General features: G+C 64.6%; 18 protein-coding genes. 8 read left to right on the top strand and 10 right to left on the bottom strand.

Annotated elements, in window-relative coordinates:
* Positions 1 to 119: 119 nt before the first annotated feature.
* A complete protein-coding gene (gene sppA, locus ACJRPG_RS13715; protein ID WP_408000649.1) occupies positions 120 to 1,982 on the bottom strand; it encodes a signal peptide peptidase SppA in 1,863 nt (620 codons plus the stop codon).
* A gap of 10 nt (positions 1,983 to 1,992) precedes the next feature.
* Positions 1,993 to 3,465, bottom strand: a complete 1,473-nt coding sequence (locus ACJRPG_RS13710; protein WP_408000648.1) for a sodium:solute symporter — start codon at positions 3,463 to 3,465, stop codon at positions 1,993 to 1,995.
* Positions 3,466 to 3,539: 74 nt separating this feature from the next.
* On the opposite strand from ACJRPG_RS13710, the gene dgt reads away from it, so the two are divergent.
* The gene (gene dgt, locus ACJRPG_RS13705; protein ID WP_408000647.1) at positions 3,540 to 4,760 is read left to right on the top strand and encodes a dGTP triphosphohydrolase; all 1,221 of its coding nucleotides are present in this window, start codon (positions 3,540 to 3,542) and stop codon (positions 4,758 to 4,760) included.
* Positions 4,741 to 5,310: a hypothetical protein gene (locus ACJRPG_RS13700; protein WP_408000646.1), complete on the top strand. Its 570-nt coding sequence runs from the start codon at positions 4,741 to 4,743 to the stop codon at positions 5,308 to 5,310. The genes dgt and ACJRPG_RS13700 overlap by 20 nt, the downstream gene beginning before the upstream one ends.
* 1 nt (position 5,311) lies before the next feature.
* On the opposite strand, the gene ACJRPG_RS13695 is transcribed toward ACJRPG_RS13700, so the two are convergent.
* Positions 5,312 to 6,520: an MFS transporter gene (locus tag ACJRPG_RS13695; RefSeq protein ID WP_408000645.1), complete on the bottom strand. Its 1,209-nt coding sequence runs from the start codon at positions 6,518 to 6,520 to the stop codon at positions 5,312 to 5,314.
* A gap of 103 nt (positions 6,521 to 6,623) precedes the next feature.
* Between ACJRPG_RS13695 and ACJRPG_RS13690 the strand changes: the two genes are divergently transcribed.
* On the top strand, positions 6,624 to 6,833 hold the full coding sequence (locus tag ACJRPG_RS13690) for a DUF3820 family protein (RefSeq protein WP_408000644.1): 210 nt from the start codon (positions 6,624 to 6,626) through the stop codon (positions 6,831 to 6,833).
* On the opposite strand, the gene ACJRPG_RS13685 is transcribed toward ACJRPG_RS13690, so the two are convergent.
* Both ACJRPG_RS13685 and ACJRPG_RS13680 read right to left on the bottom strand, forming a co-directional pair.
* Complete coding sequence (locus ACJRPG_RS13685) at positions 6,830 to 7,216, bottom strand: PPC domain-containing DNA-binding protein (RefSeq protein ID WP_408000643.1); 387 nt, start codon at positions 7,214 to 7,216, stop codon at positions 6,830 to 6,832. The genes ACJRPG_RS13690 and ACJRPG_RS13685 overlap by 4 nt on opposite strands.
* 2 nt (positions 7,217 to 7,218) lie before the next feature.
* Positions 7,219 to 7,602 carry a glutaredoxin domain-containing protein gene (locus ACJRPG_RS13680; RefSeq protein WP_408000642.1) on the bottom strand — a complete coding sequence of 128 codons (384 nt, stop codon included), beginning with the start codon at positions 7,600 to 7,602 and terminating at the stop codon, positions 7,219 to 7,221.
* Positions 7,603 to 7,832: 230 nt separating this feature from the next.
* Between ACJRPG_RS13680 and ACJRPG_RS13675 the strand changes: the two genes are divergently transcribed.
* Positions 7,833 to 8,216 (top strand): KGG domain-containing protein, encoded by a 384-nt coding sequence (locus tag ACJRPG_RS13675; RefSeq protein ID WP_408000641.1) that lies wholly within the window; start codon positions 7,833 to 7,835, stop codon positions 8,214 to 8,216.
* Between the two features lie 46 nt (positions 8,217 to 8,262).
* Here the strand turns inward: ACJRPG_RS13675 and ACJRPG_RS13670 are convergent, their stop codons facing one another.
* From ACJRPG_RS13670 to ACJRPG_RS13650, 5 genes are all read right to left on the bottom strand, one after another.
* Positions 8,263 to 9,165, bottom strand: coding sequence for a DMT family transporter (locus ACJRPG_RS13670; RefSeq protein WP_408000640.1), 903 nt, complete (start codon positions 9,163 to 9,165; stop codon positions 8,263 to 8,265).
* Positions 9,162 to 9,887 (bottom strand): glutathione S-transferase N-terminal domain-containing protein, encoded by a 726-nt coding sequence (locus ACJRPG_RS13665; protein WP_408000639.1) that lies wholly within the window; start codon positions 9,885 to 9,887, stop codon positions 9,162 to 9,164. Before ACJRPG_RS13665 ends, ACJRPG_RS13670 begins: the two co-directional genes overlap by 4 nt.
* Positions 9,888 to 9,975: 88 nt before the next feature.
* On the bottom strand, positions 9,976 to 12,129 hold the full coding sequence (locus ACJRPG_RS13660; protein WP_408000638.1) for a putative bifunctional diguanylate cyclase/phosphodiesterase: 2,154 nt from the start codon (positions 12,127 to 12,129) through the stop codon (positions 9,976 to 9,978).
* Complete coding sequence (locus ACJRPG_RS13655; RefSeq protein ID WP_408000637.1) at positions 12,122 to 13,084, bottom strand: EAL and HDOD domain-containing protein; 963 nt, start codon at positions 13,082 to 13,084, stop codon at positions 12,122 to 12,124. Before ACJRPG_RS13655 ends, ACJRPG_RS13660 begins: the two co-directional genes overlap by 8 nt.
* A gap of 121 nt (positions 13,085 to 13,205) precedes the next feature.
* Positions 13,206 to 14,159 (bottom strand): LysR substrate-binding domain-containing protein, encoded by a 954-nt coding sequence (locus ACJRPG_RS13650; RefSeq protein WP_408000636.1) that lies wholly within the window; start codon positions 14,157 to 14,159, stop codon positions 13,206 to 13,208.
* 141 nt (positions 14,160 to 14,300) lie between these two features.
* On the opposite strand from ACJRPG_RS13650, the gene ACJRPG_RS13645 reads away from it, so the two are divergent.
* The 4 genes from ACJRPG_RS13645 to ACJRPG_RS13630 all read left to right on the top strand — a co-directional run bounded on the left by ACJRPG_RS13645 (position 14,301) and on the right by ACJRPG_RS13630 (position 18,166).
* The gene (locus ACJRPG_RS13645) at positions 14,301 to 15,002 is read left to right on the top strand and encodes a pirin family protein (protein WP_408000635.1); all 702 of its coding nucleotides are present in this window, start codon (positions 14,301 to 14,303) and stop codon (positions 15,000 to 15,002) included.
* 96 nt (positions 15,003 to 15,098) lie between these two features.
* On the top strand, positions 15,099 to 15,758 hold the full coding sequence (gene ribA / locus ACJRPG_RS13640; RefSeq protein ID WP_408000634.1) for a GTP cyclohydrolase II: 660 nt from the start codon (positions 15,099 to 15,101) through the stop codon (positions 15,756 to 15,758).
* A gap of 36 nt (positions 15,759 to 15,794) precedes the next feature.
* Positions 15,795 to 17,183, top strand: a complete 1,389-nt coding sequence (locus tag ACJRPG_RS13635) for a S1 family peptidase (protein WP_408000633.1) — start codon at positions 15,795 to 15,797, stop codon at positions 17,181 to 17,183.
* Positions 17,180 to 18,166 carry an FHA domain-containing protein gene (locus ACJRPG_RS13630; RefSeq protein WP_408000632.1) on the top strand — a complete coding sequence of 329 codons (987 nt, stop codon included), beginning with the start codon at positions 17,180 to 17,182 and terminating at the stop codon, positions 18,164 to 18,166. The genes ACJRPG_RS13635 and ACJRPG_RS13630 overlap by 4 nt, the downstream gene beginning before the upstream one ends.
* Positions 18,167 to 18,170: the final 4 nt, after the last annotated feature.

Below are 18,170 nucleotides of genomic sequence, written 5' to 3'. Positions count from 1 at the left end.
AGAGAAACTACCGTATAAGCCCAACAAGGCCCTGAAATGCACAACGCCACCGGGGCGCGGGCCGCGGTGGCGTTGTCAGATCTGGTTACAAACTCGCTACAAATCTCTTTCGTGCTCTCCTAGTCGGGCGACTCGCACAGGCAATGCGTGAGCGCCATGAAGGGCTTGCGCTGCACGCTCATTTCGTTCAGCCAGTTGAAGTCCGCCGCCACCGCCTGCGCGGCGCCGAGCGGCACGCCGGTGGGCGCCAGCGCCACCTTCACCTGCTCCGCCACCGCATGCGCGGCGGAGGCGCCGAAGAACTCCAGCAGGCGGTCGATCTTCGAGGTTTCCCGTTCGATGTAGACGATGCGCGGCTCGCCGCCCAGCTTCGCGCGTCTGGTGGCCGAGCGCACGGCATCGCCGAAGCCGCCCAGCGTATCCACCAGCCCGCGTTCCTGCGCCTGGGCGCCGGTCCATACGCGCCCCTGGGCCACGGCGTCGATCTTCTCCGGCGTCGTCTTGCGGGCCTGTGCCGCTTTCACCGTGAACTCGTTGTAGACATGGCCGATGGCGCTCTGGATCAGGGCGCCGAAGCGCGGATCCATCGGGCGCAGCGGGTTGCCTGCATCGCCCAGCCATGTGGTGGGCTGGCCGGCGGTGTGGATGCCCAGCTTGTCCGTCACCTTGTCGAAGGTGGGGAACAGCGCGAACACGCCGATGGAGCCGGTGACGGTGGAAGGATCGGCGATCACCTCGTCGGCCGCCATCGAAATCCAGTAGCCGCCGGATGCCGCCACATTGCCCATGGAGACCACTACCGGCTTGCCCGCCTTGCGCGTCAGTTCCAGTTCGCGGCGGATCAGCTCCGAGCCGAAGGCGCTGCCGCCCGGCGAATCCACGCGCAGCACGATGGCCTTGATGTCCTTGTCTTCGCGCGCCATGCGGATCAGGTTTGAGGTCGAGAGGCCGCCGATGGAACCCGGGCCGGCCACGCCGTCGCCGATTTCGCCCACCGCCATCACCACGCCAACCGCATCGCCGGTCAGCGGCTGGCTGAGGCGGGCCACATAGTCGGGCAGGGCCACCTGGCGGAAGGATTTGCCTTCGGCGTCCGGCGCACCGCGCTGCACCAGCAGCTCGCGGATCTCGTCGCGCGTTTTCAGGCCGTCGACCAGTTTCGCCTCCAGCGCCAGCCGGGCCAGGTTGCCGCCAAGCGCCTGCACGCGGGCCGGCAGCTCCTCGATGCCTTTTGCGATCGCGCCTTCAGGCAGCTTGCGCGCCTTCTCCACCTCGTCCATGTAGCGCTGCCACAGATCCTGGTTGACGTAGTTTTCCGCCTCGGCCGCCGCTTGGGACGGCGCGTTCGCCACATACGGTTCGGCAAAACTCTTGTAGGTGCCGACGCGCAGCACGTTTACTGTCACGCCCAGCTTGTCCAGCGCGTCGCGGTAGTAGTTGCGGTAGCGGCCGAAGCCGTCCAGCACCACGGCGCCCATCGGATGCATGTAGACCTCGTCCGCATGCGCGGCAATCTGGTATTGGCGCTGGTTGAAGTTGGAGCCCCAGGCCACCACCTTCTTGCCGCTGGCGCGGAAGCGGTCCACCGCCGCGCCGATTTCGCGCAGCATGGCCTGGCCGCCGCCTTCCATATCGTCCAGCACCAGCACTGCGCCGCCGATCTGCGGATCTTTCGCTGCCGTATCCAGCGCGCGCAGCACGTCGCGCAGCTGCACATAGCGGCGCAGTTCACCGCCGCTCAGGTTCGACACCAGCGCCGCGCGGCCGCCGATGGAGCCCTGCTCCACCAGCTTGCCCTCCAGGTTCAGCACCAGCATCGTCTTTTCGCCCAGCGGCCGGGCGCCGCCGCCGAAGACGGCAAACAGCAGCACCACGACGATGAGCAGGAACAGCGCATTCAGCACAAAGCGGCGGCTGGTGTCTAACGCCGACCAGAACCAGCGGATACCGCCACGCACATAGGAAAATACGGACCGGGACATCGCAACTCCTTTACGAAACCACGGCAGCGGCAGGCTTGGCGCTCGCCGGCTGGGAGATCAGGAACAGGCCGCCCATCACGATCAGGCCATTGATCACCAGCAGCTCAAGGCCCAGCTGGTAGCTGCCCAGCAGCAGGTGCTGCTTCCATTCGAGGATAGCGCACAGCACCGGAGCGGCGAGCACGATCAGCGGCACCATGCGGTCGTTCACCACACGCTGCGTGAGGATGCCGAAGCCGAACAGGCCAAGCAGCGGGCCATAGGTATAGCCGGCCAGTTTCAGGATCACGCCGATCATGCTGGGCTCATCGATCCATTTGAACACCATCACCAGCACCAGGAACAGCGCGCAGAAGCTCAGGTGCACCGTGTGGCGCAGGCGGGTGCGCTGCTTCTCGCTGAGATCCTGGCGGCGCTGGATGCCCAACAGGTCGATGCAGAAGGACGAGGTCAGCGCGGTAATCGCGCCGTCCGCGCTCGGGAACAGCGCGCTCACCAGCGCGATGAAGAAGATCAGCTGCATCACGGCAGGCAGGTGGCCCATCACCACGGCCGGGAAGATCGCGTCGCCGGTCGCAGTCACGCCGGCCTGCGGCGCGTACAGGTAAAGCAGGCCGCCGAGGAAAAGGAACATCGACATCACGATCACCAGGATGAAGGTCAGCGCGATCATGTTCTTCTGCGAATCGCCCAGCGTCTTCACCGAGATATTCTTCTGCATCATCTCCTGGTCCATACCCGTCATCGCCAGCACGATGAACACGCCGGCCAGGATCTGCTTCCACATATAGCTTGGGCTGTCGATATCGGTGGTAAACACCTTCGCCAGGCCGCTGGCCTGCATCTGCGCCAGGCTTTCGAATACGCCAAGGTTCATTTCGTGCAGCAGGAAGCCCACGCAGGCCACCAGGCCTACCAGCATGCCGGTGGTCTGCAGCGTATCGGTCCACACGATGGTCTTCACGCCGCCCTCGTAGGTATAGGCCAGGATCATCAGCAGGATCACGAGGTTGGTGGCCCAGAACGGGATGCCCAGGCTGTCCAGGATGGTAGCCTGCAGGATGTTCACCACCAGGTAGAGCCGCGCCGTGGCGCCCAGCGTGCGCGAGACGATGAAGAACGCCGCCCCGCTCTGGTAGGAGCGGCGGCCGAGGCGCACGTCGAGATAGTGGTAAATAGAGGTAAGTTTCAGGCGGTAATACAGCGGCAGCAGGATGTAGGCGACGGCGAAGTAGCCGATCACATAGCCCAGCACGATCTGCATGTAGGCGAAGCCGTCGCGGCCTACTGCGCCGGGAACGCTGATGAAGGTGGCGCCACTGAGCGTGGTGCCGACCATGCCGAAGGCTACCAGCCCCCAGTTGGAACTCTTGTTACCGATGAAGAAGCTCTCGTTGTTGGCATTGCGGGAGGTCCACCAGGCCACGGCGAGCAACAGGCCGAAATACGCGAAAATGACGAAAAAGAGGAATACTGGCGACATAAAGGCATCCGAAACTGTGGGAATCCGCCAGCAATATACACCGGAACACCCGGCCCTCGTCTAGAATCATCAGCATGTACGCACAAGACACCATCACCTTCGCCCGCGACCAGGAAGAACTGGTATTACCCCTCGAATACCGCGTTCACGCGCAGGCCGACGGCCGCAGCGCCGGACGCGAGGAATGCATGCGCGATTACGCGCGCGTGCTCTACTCAGCCTCCTTCCGCCGCCTGCAGGGCAAGATGCAGCTGCTGGGCGTGGACGCAAACCGCTTCAACCGCAACCGGCTCACGCACAGCCTGGAAGTGGCGCAGATCGCGCGCTCCATCGCGGCGGACCTCGGTCTGGAACGCAGCGTGGTCTCGGAGACCTGTTCGCTGGCGCACGATATCGGCAATCCGCCCTTCGGCCACTACGGCGAGAAGATCCTGAATGAGCTGGGCCGCGAACATGGCGGCTTCGAGGGCAATGCGCAGGCCTTCCGCATCCTGCGCACGCTGGAGAAGAAGCATCACGCCTACGCGGGCCTGAACCTCACGGTGCGCTCGCTGTTCGGCATTACCAAGTACTTCCACCTGCGCGCGGACAATCCGAAGAAGTTCCTGTACGACGATGACCATGCCTTCCTCTCGGCCGAGCTGGCGAAGCACGGCATCACTGCCCGCAAGAGCATCGATGCGCAGATCATGGACCTGGCCGACGAAATTGCCTATGCGGCGCATGATGTGGAAGATGCGCTGAGCTTCGGCATCATCACCTGGGGCGAGATCCTGCACGAGTTCAAGATCAGCAAGGAGTTTGCCGGCGCCTACGAACCGTTCTCGAAGATCGCCCACCATGCGCACGACGAAGCGCTGAAGTGCGATATGCAGGCCAGCTCGGAGGAATATTCCATCGTGCTGCGCAAGGAACTCACTTCGCAGATCGTGCATGAGCTGTGCCGCGATATCGCGGCCGTGGAAGGGAAGAACGGACCGGAGCTAGGCTACCGCAGCATGGCGCTGCTGGCCAAGGGCCTGAAAACGCTGCTGTGGAAGGCCATCCTGCGCAAGAAGGATGTGCAACTGTACGAGAAGCGGGGCGAGAAGATCATCCGCGGCCTGTTCGAAGTCCTCACGGACAAGCAGTACAACAAGGACAATATCCTGCTGCCGCCGGAATTGCGCTGCCTGGACGACACGCGCGAGCGCCTCGTGATCGACTATATCGCCGGCATGATGGATTCATACGCGGCGCAGGAATACGAGAAGTATTTCGGCAAAGGCAGCCTGGATGCCATTTACTGGAAATAGCCGCTTCCGCACGGCGGCGCTGGCCCTTGTCCTGCTGCTGCACGCAGCCGGCATCTGGCTGCTCGCCATGCGCGCCACCAGCCAGCTGCCAGCCCCGCCCGCGGACCAGCGCGAATTCGTGCTGGTGCAGATCAAGCCGCCCCGCCCTGCCGCGCCAGCGGTAGCGCCGCCACGGGAAACGCCGCGCCGCACGGCTCCTGCTTCCATGCGCCCACCGGTACGCACAGTACCGGAAGCGATCACCGCCACCACGCCCGACACCGTGCCGCCGCCAGCTGCGGAGGCGGCGCCGGAAGCGCCACCGGCGATGGATGTGGAAGCGCTGAAGCGCTCCGTGCGCACCTTGAAGCTGGAAGAAACGCTGGCGGAGAAGGCCCGCAAGCAGGTCGGCACGCCGCTGCAAAGCGAGATGGACAGGGCCGGCCAGGGCATTGCGCAGGCCAAGCGCGGCGACTGTTTGAGAGGCTTCGCCGGCGCCGGCCTGCTTGCCCCGCTGGCGATGGCCTATGCGGCCGTCACCGACAAGAAAGACAGCGGCTGCAAATTCTGACTTAGTGCGCAGCCACCCTTACGGCGCGCGGCCCGGCAGGAACAGCGCGCGGATTCAGGCGGTCCAGCCGCCCGCTCAGTGCGGTAAGGCCGAAAGCGCCCAGCACCACCAGCGCGCCGATCCAGCCGGTATGCACGAGGCCAAGGCTGTCCACGATATGGCCGCCGCCCCATGCGCCTCCCGCGATGCCCAGATTGAAGGCCGCGATATTCAGGCCGGACGCCACATCCACTGCGCGCGGCGTGAAGTGCTCCGCCTGCTGCACCACATACACCTGCAGGCCCGCCACATTACCGAAAGCCACGGCGCCCCACAGCAGCACGGTGAGCAGCACCAGCCATTTGTTCGGCGCGGTGAAGGTCAGCGCCAGCAGCACGGCTGCCAGGCCGAGGAAGATGATCTTGAGCGCGCTTACCGGGCCGCGCTTGTCGGCCAGCTTGCCGCCCCAGATATTCCCCACCGCGACCGACACGCCGTACACCAGCATCACCAGGCCCACGGAGCTGGAACTGAAGCCCGAGATGCGTTCGAGGATAGGCGCCAGGTAGGTGAAGGCGATAAAGGAACCGCCATAGCCCACCGCCGTCATTGCATACACCAGCAGCAGCCGTGGCTGGGCCAGCACCTGCATCTGCTGTAGCAGCGAAGCCGGCTTGCTGTGCTGGATATTCTTCGGCACGAACAGCAGGCTGCCGATAAAGGCCACCAGGCCCAGCGCTGAAACGGCGAGGAAGGTCTCGCGCCAGCCGAAGTGCTGGCCGATGAAAGTCCCCAGCGGCACGCCTGTCACCAGCGCCACGGTCAGGCCGGTGAACATGATGGCGATGGCGCTGGCCGCTTTTTCCTTGGGCACCAGCGAAGTGGCAATGGTGGAGCCGATCGAGAAGAACACGCCGTGCGCCAGGCCGGTGAGGATGCGCGCCACGATCAGCGATTCGTAGCCGGGCGCTTTCCACGCCAGCAGGTTGCCGGCGGTGAACAGCACCATCAGCGAGAGCAGCAGCAGCTTGCGCGGCACCTTGCCGGTAAGCGCGGTCAGCACCGGGGCGCCGACTGCCACGCCCATGGCGTACAGGCTGACCAGCAGCCCGGCCGAGGGCAGGGTGACGCCGAGGTCGGCGGCAATGGTGGGCAAGAGGCCGACGATGACGAACTCGGTCGTCCCGATGGCGAAGGCGCTGATGGTCAGCGCGAGCAAGGCAATTGGCATGGCTAAACTCCTGTAAAGTTAACGCCATGCAGTATCCCGAACTTCTTTGTTTCGAAAAAGACAGGCTGGCGCGAAAGAATTTTGCGCCAACCGCAACAATCAAATGAATTCCGAAGCGCTCGCCCTCCTCCTTGTCCGTGAAATGCCCTATGGGAAGTACAAAGGCCGCAAGCTGGCCGACCTGCCCGGCCATTACCTTGGCTGGATGGCACGCGAGGGATTTCCTAAAGGGGAACTGGGCGCCCTGCTCGCGCTGATGTACGAGCTTGACCACAACAATCTGCGGACCTTGCTCACGCCGCTGAAACGCTAGCGGCTGAAGATCCGTAATTCAGGATAAGCCGTGGCCGCATCGTGCTCGCGGGTGAAACGATGGCCCGGCAGCAGCGCCAGCAGCACTTCGGCCGTCGTGCGCACCACGGAACCAGCCGCCAGGTGGCCGCCGTAGACACGGCCCTCGGCATCGGACACCGAGATATGCAGGTGGACGCCCTGCTCGGCCACCGTGCCCGCCAGCGTCAGAATTTCGAGGTCGCCGTTCAGTTCCGATGCGTCGCTGCGGCCAGCGTAGCGCAGCCTGACTTTGCTCAGGCTGCCGATGCCCTGCACCACGAAGGCCGCATGGCCGCCGCAGGCGCTTTCCAGCGCGGTACGCAGGTCATCGCCCGGCGCCAGGCGCAGCGGCAGGGCCTGCATTGCTATCGGCCTTTCGCCAGCAGCGCCGCCAGTTCGCCGCTTTCCATCAGGCGCTCCAGTTCGGTGGCTCCGCCGATCAGAACGCCGTGCACGAAGATCATCGGGAAGGTCGGCCAGCCGGCCCACATCTTCAGCGCCAGGCGGCGGCGCCACTGGCTGAAGTAGCTGCCGTAGCCGAGGTAGGTGTAGGCGATGCCGGCCTGCTCCAGCAGCTTGCGCGCCTTGCGGGGAAAGGGATTCTGCTTCATGCCCACCACCACGACAGCTTGCTGGCTGATGGCCGAGCGCACCTCGTCAAGAATGTCGGACTGGTAGCGCGCCATGCGTGCGGGCAGCGCAGGATGTACCTGCGCCGGGGGAAGAAGGGGTCGTTGTGGGTCGCTCATGCATGCAGTGTAACGCGCTGCAAGCAGGCATACAATTGTGACATCTTAGAACTGCTGTGTTACTTTTCACTTGGCCTTTGTCCTACAGCACACTCTCCTGATTTCTTATTAAAGTGTTCAGAGCTCGCGACTACCATGGTCGCTCCTTTACCTGACTTGCACGGCGCAATGCTTGTGATAACAGGTCCGGTAAAGGATGTGCAATGTTCCAAACTATTAAGGAGAGAATCATGGCATCATCGAATCAAGGCAACAATCAAGGCGGTCGCGGCGGCAACAACCAGTCCGGCCAGGGCGGCAACCAGGGTGGCGGCGACACCAGCAACCGCGGTTTCGCTTCCATGGATCCGGAACGCCAGCGCGAAATCGCCTCCGAAGGCGGCAAGGCAGCACACGCCTCCGGCAATGCGCATGAGTTCACTTCGGAAGAAGCGCGTAAAGCCGGCTCCATGAGCCACAAGAACGACGGCAACCGCCAGAGCGGCTCGGGCGGCTCCAGCGGCGGTGGCAGTGGCGGCAACAATGCAGGCAGCGGCGGCGGCACCCGCGGTGGTACGCCTGAGCAGCACGCACAGGCCGGCCGTCAAAGCCACAAGAACGACGACAAGCGCTAAGCGCTAGTCGGGTGGCGCCCGGGCGCCGCATCGAAAGCCGCTCTTTTCAGAGCGGCTTTTGCATTGGGCGCTGCAGCGGCGGGAGCGTGAGGAGGCCGCTGGTCAGCGCGCAGCCGAACAGGATGACGGCGCAGCTCAGCGCCATCTTGAGCGTGAACTGCTCGTTCAGGAAGAGCGTGCCCCACAGCACGCCGAAGGCCGGGATCATGAACAGCGAACTCATGGCGCGGCTGGCGCCGAGCCGTGCAATCAGTCCGTAGAACAGCACGTAAGCAAAAGTGGTGCACAGCGCAGCAAGCGCCAGCAGTGCGCCCCATGCGTGCAGCGAAGGCTGCTGCGCGGGCCAGGTGAATGCGGTCGGCAGTGCCAGATAGGCCAGTGCGAAGAACTGGCTGCCGGCGGCAATGGTCATCGGCCCTGCGGTGGACAGGTGTTTGCGCATGAAGTTTCCGGTAAAGCCATACAGCAGCGTGGCGCCAAGGCAGGCCAGCGCAGCGAGCAGTGTCGCCAGCATGCCGTGCTGCATGTGCAGCTTGTCGGCCACCAGCAGGAAGACGCCGGCGAAACCGATGGCCAGGCCCGCCATGCGCAGGCGGCTCAGCGTTTCACCCAGCCACAGTGCGCCGATGAGGGCCGCAAACAGGGGCGTGGTCGAGCTGAGAATCGACGACAAGCCGGCAGAGATGCTGAGCGCGGCGTAGTTGAAGAACACAAACGGCAACGCCACATTCGTCAGTCCCACCAGCGCAATGCCCTTCCAATGCTGGAGCAGGTCGGCGCCCAGCCCGCGCCACAGCAGCAGCGGCAGCATCAGCAGGGAAGCCAGCAGCGCGCGCACGCCGGCCATGGCAAGCGGACCGAACTCCGGCGCCGCCACGCGGATGAACAGATAAGATGCGCCCCAGATCGCGGCCACCAATACCAGGCTCAGCATATCACTCCGCCTCATGGCATCCCCCTTCCTGCACAGCCCGTGTCCACCTTGGGGTCTGACCCCAAGGTGGACACGGGCTTGGCTATTTGGACTGGGGCGCCTTTGGCGGCGTAGACGTCGGCCACGCCTGCATACGCGCGCTGGACGGCCGGGCGCCGGCTGAGGGCGTCGAACCAGCGCGCCAGGTTGGGGAACTGGGCCAACTGCTGGCCGTGGGCCGCGTGCGGCACGATCCAGGGATAGCAGGCCATGTCGGCAATGGAGTACTCGCCGGCGATGAAGTCGCGGCCTGCCAGCTGCCTGTCGAGCACGCCGTACAGGCGCGCCGTTTCGCGCGTGTAGCGCTCGATGGCGAAGGGCACTGTTTCCCCGGCATACACGCGGAAGTAGCCCGCCTGCCCTGCCATCGGCCCCAGCCCGGCCATCTGCCAGAACAGCCACTGCAGCGCTTCGTTACGCGCGCGGGCCTGCCACGGCAGGCCGAAGCCGGTTTTCTCCGCCAGGTAGAGCAGGATAGCGCCGGATTCGAACACGTTTACCGCCTCCCCACCGCCCACCGGCGCGCGGTCCACCAGCGCGGGGATTTTCCCGTTCGGCGCAATGCGGCGGAATTCCGGCGCGTGCTGCTCGCCCTTGCTCAGGCTGACCGTCAGCAGGCGGTATGGCAGGCCGGCTTCTTCGAGGTAGACGCGCAGTTTTTGGCCGTTCGGCGTGGGCGCGTAGTAGAGGTCGAGCATGATGTCCCTTTCATTCCAGTGAGGGACATTCTGCCGTGCTGCGTGGCCCCACAAAAGAGCCAGCTATGGGGAGTTTGATGGAGCCAGATCAGCGCGAGCCGAAAGCCAGGCGTTTGCCTTCGCGTAGCATGCGCTCGAAATCGGCCGCGGAGACCGGCTGGCTGAACAGGTAGCCCTGCAGCTGGTCGCAGCCCAGCTCGCGCAGGAAGGCCATCTGCTCGACGGTTTCCACGCCCTCGGCCACGATCTCCTGGCGCAGCTGCTGGGCCATGGTGACGATGGCGCGCGCGATGGCGCAGTCGTTCTCTTCATACGGCAGGCCGACCACGAAGGCGCGGTCGATCTTCAACGTGCTGATCGGGAATTTCTTCAGGTAGGCAAGGCTGGAATAGCCGGTGCCGAAATCGTCCAGCGCCAGCGCCAGGCCCATGGCCACCAGCTCGTTCATGATGGCGATCACCGTCTCGGCGCCGCGCACCAGCAGGCTCTCCGTAATCTCCAGCATGATCTGTTCGGGATGCACCTGGTGCCGCTCCAGCACTTCGGCCATGCGTTCCGGCAGCGCGCGGTCGAACTGGCGTGCCGAGAGGTTGACGGCGATCGGCGGCATGATCAGGTTGGCGTCCTTCCATTCGCGGATCTGGCGGCAGGCTTCTTCCACCACCCAGTTGCCCAGTTCGAGAATAAGGCCGGTCTCTTCCGCCACCGGAATGAAGACGCCGGGCGACACCAGGCCGCGCACCGGATGGCGCCAGCGCAGCAGCGCTTCGGCGCCTACGATGCGGCCGCTGCGCAAGCTCACTTTGGGCTGGTAGTACAGCAGCAGCTCATCGTTCGCGAGCGCGTCGCGCAGCTCGCTCTCGATGCGCAGGTGTTCCTTGGCGCGCTGGTTCATCTCCTCGCTGTAGAACAGCAGCGAGGCATCCATGCCCTGCCCCGCTTTCGCCGTCGCCACCTCGGCGCCGCGCAGCAGGGTGTGCGCATCCTGCGCATCTTCCGGGTACACCGCTATGCCAACGTTTGCACCGACCTGCAAACTGTGCGAGCCGATCGCGATCGGCGCCGACAGCGCTTCAACCAGCTTGCGCGCCACCAGCGCCGCATGCTCGCGCTTTTCGATCTGCGGCAGCGCCACGGCGAACTTGCTGCCATCGAGCCGCGCCAGGATGTCGCCCTCGCGCAGCTTGAGCCGGAACATGCGGCCGATTTCCACGATGACCGCATTGCCCACTTCATGCCCCAGCGTGTCGCTGATGGCGCCGAGGCGCGCAATCTCCACCACCACCAGCGCGCCGTGCGCGTGGCTGCGGCGCGCTTCGGCCATGGCCTGGCCCAGCAGCTGCAGCAGCAGGCCCTGGTTCGGCAGGCCGGTAAGGCTGTCGTAGTTCGCCATGCGCTGCATGCGCGCTTCGGCGTCCTTGTGCACGCTGATGTCGGAGAACAGGGAGAAGGTGTGCGTGATATTGCCCGCATCGTCGCGCACCACGGAGATGGTGACGGATTGCGGGAACAGTTCGCCGTTCTTGCGCTTGCCCACGATCTCGCCGCGCCATGGGCCCGCGCCCTTCATGGCGCCGCGCACCTTGGCGCGAAATTCCGCATCGTGCACGCCGGAGCGCAGCAGGTCCGGCGTCTGGCCGATGGCCTCGGCCATCGTGTAGCCGGTGATGCGGGTAAAGGCGCCGTTGATGGAGACGATGCGCTCGTTCGAATCCGTAATCAGCACGCCCTGGTCGCTGTCCTCGATGATGCGGGCATGCAGGTTCACCTTCTCCTGGTGCGTGAGCGCCTCGTTCACCTGGCGCAGCCGCACCAGCATGCCGGTCGGCTCTTCGCTCTCGTCATGCATCAGGGAGATGGCCAGCTTGACCCAGATAACGTCGCCGGACTTCTTGCGGCGCCGTACTTCCACGCCGTCGCTGCCGGATTCGATGAACAGTTCGGCGATATTGCCCTCCTCATCGTCATCCGTATACAGGAAAAGAATGTGCTGGCCGATGGCTTCCTGCGCGGTGTAGCCGAACAGGCTTTCGGCGCCGCGGTTCCAGCTGGTGACATAGCCGGCCAGGTCGAGTTCCATTTCCGCGTCCGGCGCGGCGCCGTGGGCCATCGCCGCAGGGAGCGCGCGTAAACCGGCCAGGGCTTCCTCGAGGGAAGCCAGTGTTTGCGTGAGCGCCTCGCCCTGCTGTACGCGGGCCTCCCGGCTCAGGGCCAGGCAGCGCTCTATCGCATTGTCAAGCATTGGCCCTGCCTGTCACATCGCTCGTCACGTTCAGCATCCACAGGTTGGCTTCGGCAATCATTGCATTGAATTCTGCCGTGGACAGCTGCACCGCGTCCAGTCCGGCAAGCACGGCAGCAAAATCGCCCTGCTCGGCAGCTTCCACCAGCGCCAGCAGTGTACCCAATTCTCCTTCCTTGTTCAGCAGGGCCTGCTGTGCCGCGTCCCCGATGTTCAGCGGGGCCAGGACTTCGTTCAGCGGCATGCCGAACAGCACGCCCAGCAGCGAGAACATGCCGACCATGAAAGCCTGTTCCTGGTTGTACTTGTCCAGCCCTGTTTCGCGCGCCAGCAGCTCCATCGAGCGCGCGCGCACCGACACGCGGGCCAGCAGCATGGCCGAGCGCACATCGCCTTCGCGGGCGGCAAACAGCATGAGGTTGAGCCAGCGGCGCAGCTGCTGGCGGCCGAGGATCAGGATTGCCTGAGAGAAACTCGTAACGCGGCGGCCGGTGCCCATGCCGAGCGAGTTCACCAGCTTCAGCAGATGATAGGACAGGGTCGGATCGCGCCGCAGCAGCGCTTCGATTTCGTGGGTGTCCGCGTCGTTTGTCACCAGCGCCACCAGCTGCAGGGCCAGCGCGCGCGAGGCCGCCTGGTTGCCGACCGGCTTGGCCGGCGGGGCCAGCGGCCAGTCGCCTTCCACCCAGGCCACGTTCGGCGGCAGGTTCTTGTCGAAAGGACTGTCGGCGCGCAGCACCTGCTCCACCGGCAGGCGGCGCCAGCCGGCCTGCTCCAGTTCTTCAGCCAGCGCTTCGGACACCTGTTCCCTGAAATGGCAGGGCAGCCTGGTGGCCAGCTCGGCCAGTTCTTCCGGCAGTTCGCAGGCATCTTGCGCACCGGAAAAGACCAGTCCCGCGGGGATACCGTTGCGGTCGGCGAGCAGTTGCAGGAAGACGGGAGGAATAGGATTCATGGCATTCATTCGGGCATTTCCGGGAGGATATAACAGGGCTTGCTTGATGCCTGCTATGGTACTCCGAATCAATTGGCGAGAGTCAACAGATTGTCATGACATTGTCACCAAGAAATCACCGTCACGCCACATTCTCTTGCGCCACATCAAGCGGCGCGGCGCCCGGCAAATGCTGGCACAGGCAGTGGAACAGGCCTTCGCGCCGCATGCGCTTGATCCACCATTCCAGCGCCGCGCCGGTTTCGCCGCTGCGCCATGCCAGGTAGAAGGTTTCGTCCGGCTTGGGCTCCTCCACCTGCTTCTCCACCAGCAGGCCGCGGGCGATGGCGGCGCGGGCGCACTGCTCGGGCAGGAAGCCGAAGCCCAGGCCCGACAGCTGGTACTGGTATTTGGCTGCCATGCTGGGCACGGTCAGCGTGTCCTGTCCCAGCAACAGCCCGACCGTGCGCGGCGCCATCTGCCGCGCGGAATCGGACATGACGACGGCGCGGTGATGCTGCAGCTCGCTGCGCCCCAGCTTGCGCTCCACGGCGGCCAGCGGATGATGAGGCGCCACGGCGAATACCCAGCTCAGGCTGCCGATCGGCTCGGACACATAGCCGCCGCCTGCCGGACCGTCGCCGGGCGCCCCCACGATCAGGTCCACACGCCGGTCCAGCAGCGCCTCCCAGGTGCCGGACAGCGCCTCCTGCACGATGCGCAGCCGGGTCTGCTGCGCCACCTCGTAAAAGGCGCGCACGTCGCCGTCGAAGGCGGCCGCCGAGAACATGGAATCGATGCCCACGGCCAGTTCGGTCTCCCAGCCCGACGCCACGCGGCGCACCCGGTGCTCCAGGTCCTGCGCCGCCTTCAGCAGGTAGCGCCCCTCTTTCAGCAGCTCCCGCCCGGCCTTGGTCAGCTCCACGCGCGGGCCGTTGCGCTCGAAGACCTGCACCCCCAGGTCATCCTCCAGCTTGCTCACGGTATAGGAAATGGTCGAGGGCACCCGGTGCAGCTCCTTGCCGGCGGCGGAGAAGGAACCACGGCGGTCGATCGCATCCACGATCTGCAGGGCTTCAAGGCTTAATCTGAGCATTCGATTTTTTCGACAGTAACGGGGCAAATTTTCCGTTTTTTGAAACGGACCGGACGGCCTATACTGTGCTTCATCCAAGCGGGAATGGCAAGGAAAAACCCTTCGATTCCATCGCACATTACACAGAAAAGGAGTTCCATCATGTTGCAGATTCGTAAAAGTGAAGAACGCGGCGTTGCCAACCACGGCTGGCTGGATTCCCGCCACACCTTCTCCTTCGGCCACTACTTCGACCCGAAACACACCGGTTTCGGTCCCCTGCTGGTGATTAACGAAGACAAGGTGATGCCGGGCCAGGGCTTCGGCACCCACGGCCACCGCGACATGGAAATCATTTCCTATGTGCTGGACGGCGCACTGGAGCACAAGGACAGCCTGGGCACCGGTTCCGTGCTGCACTATGGCGACGTGCAGCGCATGAGCGCAGGCACCGGCGTGCGGCACAGCGAGTTCAACCACTCGAAGACCGAAGGCGTGCATTTCCTGCAGATCTGGATCGAACCGGCCGAAACCGGCATTCCGCCCAGCTATGAGGAAAAGCACTTCACGCCGGAAAGCAAAACCGGCCAGCTGCGCCTGATCGCTTCGGATGACGGGCGCGACGGCTCGGTGCTGATCCACCAGGATGCGTCCATCTACGCCACCATCATGAATGGCAGCGATGCGCTGGAACACAAGCTGGCAGCCGGCCGCACCGCTTATGTCCACGTGGTGCGCGGCGTGGTCACGGTCAATGGCGTGGAGCTGAAAGGCGGCGATGCGCTGAAGATCACGGCAGAAAGCGCCGTTTCGCTGGCGAAGGCCGAAGCTGCCGAGGTATTGCTCTTCGACCTGCCTTATTAATGAGCAGCGTAATGAGCAGCGGCAGGGGGTCTCCCCTGCCGTTTGCGCTTATTTGTTATGATTGAGTGCTTAGTGATTACCGTAGAAGAGCACGCCATGCAGCCCCTCGCAGAAATTCCTGCCAAAGAAGAACTGGACCTGGACTATGTCACGTCCTGCGCCCTGCCCACGCCGTGGGCGCAGTTCACGCTGCACGCCTTCGTCGAGCATTCCACCGGCAAGGAGCACCTGGCCATGGTGCTGGGCGATATCGGCGACGGCCAGCCGGTACTGGCCCGCGTGCACAGCGAATGCCTGACCGGCGACGTGCTGTTCTCCCAGCGCTGCGACTGCGGCGCCCAGCTCGAAGGCGCCCTGCGGCGCATCGCCCAGGAAGGCCGCGGCGTGCTGCTTTACCTGCGCCAGGAAGGCCGCGGCATCGGCCTGATCAACAAGATGCGCGCCTACCGCCTGCAGGAAGCGGGCGCGGATACCGTGCAGGCCAATGAGCAGCTCGGCTTCAAGCCTGACCAGCGCAGCTACGGCCTGGTGGAGCCCATGCTGAAACAGTTCGGCGTGGCTTCGCTCAAGCTGATGACGAACAACCCGCGCAAGATCGCCGCCATGGAGAAGCTGGGCATTCCGGTCGCCGAGCGCGTGCCCCTGCTGGTCAACCGCAACAAGTTCAACCAGCACTACCTGAACACCAAGGCGGCCAAGCTCGGCCACATGATGACGCCCATCACCGCAAGTGCTACCGGAGATGGCGAACAGTAATGTACACTGCACCTGACTCATTCAGGTGTGGATTGCATGAAATTTAACAAGCTTGTCCTGGCGTTGACCTTAACTTGGGGCTGCACCGGCGCCTTCGCGGCGCGGCAGCCCGCTACAACTCCTCCCGCATCGCCCCAGTCCGGCCTGCCGACCTCGGCCCCGCCGCGCGCGACCGCTGCCGTCCAGGATGACAGTGCGCCCCTGCCCCCGCCATCGAGCGCGGCGCAGAAGCTCTACCAGAATGCCAAGAAAGACCTGCTGCAGGTGCGTTCGCTGCTGAAAAGCGGCCGCACCCAGTCCTCGGTGGGCTCCGGCTTCCTGGTGGGCACCTCGAATCTCGTGCTGACCAATTACCACGTGGTGTCGCAGTTCGCCCTTGACCCGGAAACCTATACCGGCGAATGGGTGGACACGGCGGGCCAGCGCGGCAATATCGAACTGCTGGCGGTGGACGTGCTGCACGACCTGGCCGTGGTGCGGGTGAACCGCTACGGCACCGGCTTCTTCAAGATTCCCGAGCGCGAGGTGCGCCTCACGCAGGGCCAGTACCTGTACTCGCTGGGCAATCCGCTCGACCTCGGCTTCGCGATTTCGGAAGGCGCCTATAACGGCGTGATCTCGCGCAGCTTCTACGACCAGCTGATGTTCACCGGCCCGATCAACTCCGGCATGAGCGGCGGCCCCAGCGTGACCGCCGACGGCGAAGTGGCGGGCGTGAACGTCTCCAAGCGCCTGGACGGCGAACTGGTGAGCTTCCTGGTGCCGATCCGCTATGCGCAGGAACTGCTGAAGCGCGTGGCCCCCGACGCCAAAGGCCCGGCCGACTTTACCGCGATCGTCACCCAGCAGCTGCTGGCGCACCAGCGTGCCATGGTGGACCAGCTGCTGTCCGGCCCGATGGCGCACAAGCAGATGGGCCCCTACCAGGTGCCGGTGCGCGAAACGGAACAGATGCGCTGCTGGGGGCGTTCCAATGTGCGCGGCGAGAAAGCCTTCGCCGTCGATAACACCAACTGCGCGATGGAGTCCGCGATCTTCGTGTCCGGCACCATGCAGACCGGCCAGATCGCCATCCGCCACCAGTTCATGCGCAGCACCGGGCTGGATGCGATCCGCTTCGCCCAGCTCTCCAGCCTCTCCTTCAAGAACGAATCCTTCGGCAGCTACAAGGACAGCCGCATGACGCCGCCGTCCTGCACCGAAGAATTCGTGAAGAACAGGACCATGCCGATGCGCGCCGTGATGTGCGTGCGCGCCTACAAGAAGTTCCCCGGCCTGTACGACTTCTCCCTGCTCACGGCGAGCACCGACGACAGCCTGATGAACCTGCAAAGCCGCCTGGACGCGCGTGGCGTGTCCTATGAAAACGGCATGCGGGCCGCGCGCGCCTTCATGGAATCCCTGGCGCGCGAGGACGGCAAATGAAGCCGCCTTACTTCGTCGAACTGCTGTCCCGTAACGGCGACGTGCTGCACCGCTACCGCGGCGAGGCGCTGCCGCTGCGCATCGGCCGCGCCTACGACAACGACATCATCCTGGACGATGCGCACACCGCGCCGCATCACGCCGTGGTGGAGCAGGCCGAAGGTGAAGACGGCCTGGTGCTGCGCGACCTGGGGAGCCAGAACGGCATCATCTTCCAGGGCAAGCGCCATCACAGCCTGCCGCTGGCCGGCAGCACCATCGTGCGGCTGGGCCATACGCGGCTGCGCATCCGCAGCGCCGATTTCCCGGTGCCGGAAGAAGTCACCGACACCACCATGCATGCCTGGGAAGGCGGCGCGCCCGCCGTGGCCGGGCTGGCGCTGATCGCCCTCTTCATCGGCGTGGAAGAAGCGCTGTCCGATACCGAATCCTTCCAGGCCATCCGCTACCTGCTGACGATTGCGTCCGGCCTCGGCGCGGGCCTGCTGTGGAGCGCCATCTGGGCCGTAACGAACCGCCTGTTCGGCGGCCATGCGCGGCTGGGGCGCCACCTGTTCATTCTCGGCGCAGGCCTGGTCGTGATCGGCGGCTGGAAGGTGCTCAGCACCGTGCTGGCCTATGCCTGGTCGGCCGAGATATTCACGCGCTACGGCAACCATGTGACCCTGCTGATCGTATGCGGCATGGTGTTCTTCCACTTGCGCACCATACGGCCGCACCATCCGCCGCGGCGCATCCTGGCCACCTGCGCCATTTTCATGGCGCTCGGCTCAGGCCTCGTCTTGATGAGCAACCTGCAGACCACGGGCCGCCTGTCGGACGAACTGTATATGTCGGTGCTGATGCCGCCTTCGCTGCGCCAGAGCCCGGACCACAGCGTGGACGACTTCTTCAGGGAGACCGGCAGCCTGAAACGCAAGGTGGACGCCGACCGCGCACGCATGCCCAGCGATGGCGAAACGGACGAGGATGATGAGGATTGAGTAG

This window comes from Pseudoduganella rhizocola (genome assembly GCF_045984285.3).
Classification (GTDB): Bacteria; Pseudomonadota; Gammaproteobacteria; order Burkholderiales; family Burkholderiaceae_D; genus Rugamonas.
The sequence above is the reverse complement of the archived record's forward strand: the minus strand, read 5'-3'. Positions and strand labels throughout refer to the sequence as shown.

What these genes read in the sequence shown, in the direction of transcription:
- sppA (WP_408000649.1), bottom strand. Translation starts at nt 1,982, where the DNA reads ATGTCCCGGTCCGTATTTTCCTATGTGCGTGGCGGTATCCGCTGGTTC.
- ACJRPG_RS13710 (WP_408000648.1), bottom strand. Translation starts at nt 3,465, where the DNA reads ATGTCGCCAGTATTCCTCTTTTTCGTCATTTTCGCGTATTTCGGCCTG.
- dgt (WP_408000647.1), top strand. Translation starts at nt 3,540, where the DNA reads ATGTACGCACAAGACACCATCACCTTCGCCCGCGACCAGGAAGAACTG.
- ACJRPG_RS13700 (WP_408000646.1), top strand. Translation starts at nt 4,741, where the DNA reads ATGCCATTTACTGGAAATAGCCGCTTCCGCACGGCGGCGCTGGCCCTT.
- ACJRPG_RS13695 (WP_408000645.1), bottom strand. Translation starts at nt 6,520, where the DNA reads ATGCCAATTGCCTTGCTCGCGCTGACCATCAGCGCCTTCGCCATCGGG.
- ACJRPG_RS13690 (WP_408000644.1), top strand. Translation starts at nt 6,624, where the DNA reads ATGAATTCCGAAGCGCTCGCCCTCCTCCTTGTCCGTGAAATGCCCTAT.
- ACJRPG_RS13685 (WP_408000643.1), bottom strand. Translation starts at nt 7,216, where the DNA reads ATGCAGGCCCTGCCGCTGCGCCTGGCGCCGGGCGATGACCTGCGTACC.
- ACJRPG_RS13680 (WP_408000642.1), bottom strand. Translation starts at nt 7,602, where the DNA reads ATGAGCGACCCACAACGACCCCTTCTTCCCCCGGCGCAGGTACATCCT.
- ACJRPG_RS13675 (WP_408000641.1), top strand. Translation starts at nt 7,833, where the DNA reads ATGGCATCATCGAATCAAGGCAACAATCAAGGCGGTCGCGGCGGCAAC.
- ACJRPG_RS13670 (WP_408000640.1), bottom strand. Translation starts at nt 9,165, where the DNA reads ATGAGGCGGAGTGATATGCTGAGCCTGGTATTGGTGGCCGCGATCTGG.
- ACJRPG_RS13665 (WP_408000639.1), bottom strand. Translation starts at nt 9,887, where the DNA reads ATGCTCGACCTCTACTACGCGCCCACGCCGAACGGCCAAAAACTGCGC.
- ACJRPG_RS13660 (WP_408000638.1), bottom strand. Translation starts at nt 12,129, where the DNA reads ATGCTTGACAATGCGATAGAGCGCTGCCTGGCCCTGAGCCGGGAGGCC.
- ACJRPG_RS13655 (WP_408000637.1), bottom strand. Translation starts at nt 13,084, where the DNA reads ATGAATCCTATTCCTCCCGTCTTCCTGCAACTGCTCGCCGACCGCAAC.
- ACJRPG_RS13650 (WP_408000636.1), bottom strand. Translation starts at nt 14,159, where the DNA reads ATGCTCAGATTAAGCCTTGAAGCCCTGCAGATCGTGGATGCGATCGAC.
- ACJRPG_RS13645 (WP_408000635.1), top strand. Translation starts at nt 14,301, where the DNA reads ATGTTGCAGATTCGTAAAAGTGAAGAACGCGGCGTTGCCAACCACGGC.
- ribA (WP_408000634.1), top strand. Translation starts at nt 15,099, where the DNA reads ATGCAGCCCCTCGCAGAAATTCCTGCCAAAGAAGAACTGGACCTGGAC.
- ACJRPG_RS13635 (WP_408000633.1), top strand. Translation starts at nt 15,795, where the DNA reads ATGAAATTTAACAAGCTTGTCCTGGCGTTGACCTTAACTTGGGGCTGC.
- ACJRPG_RS13630 (WP_408000632.1), top strand. Translation starts at nt 17,180, where the DNA reads ATGAAGCCGCCTTACTTCGTCGAACTGCTGTCCCGTAACGGCGACGTG.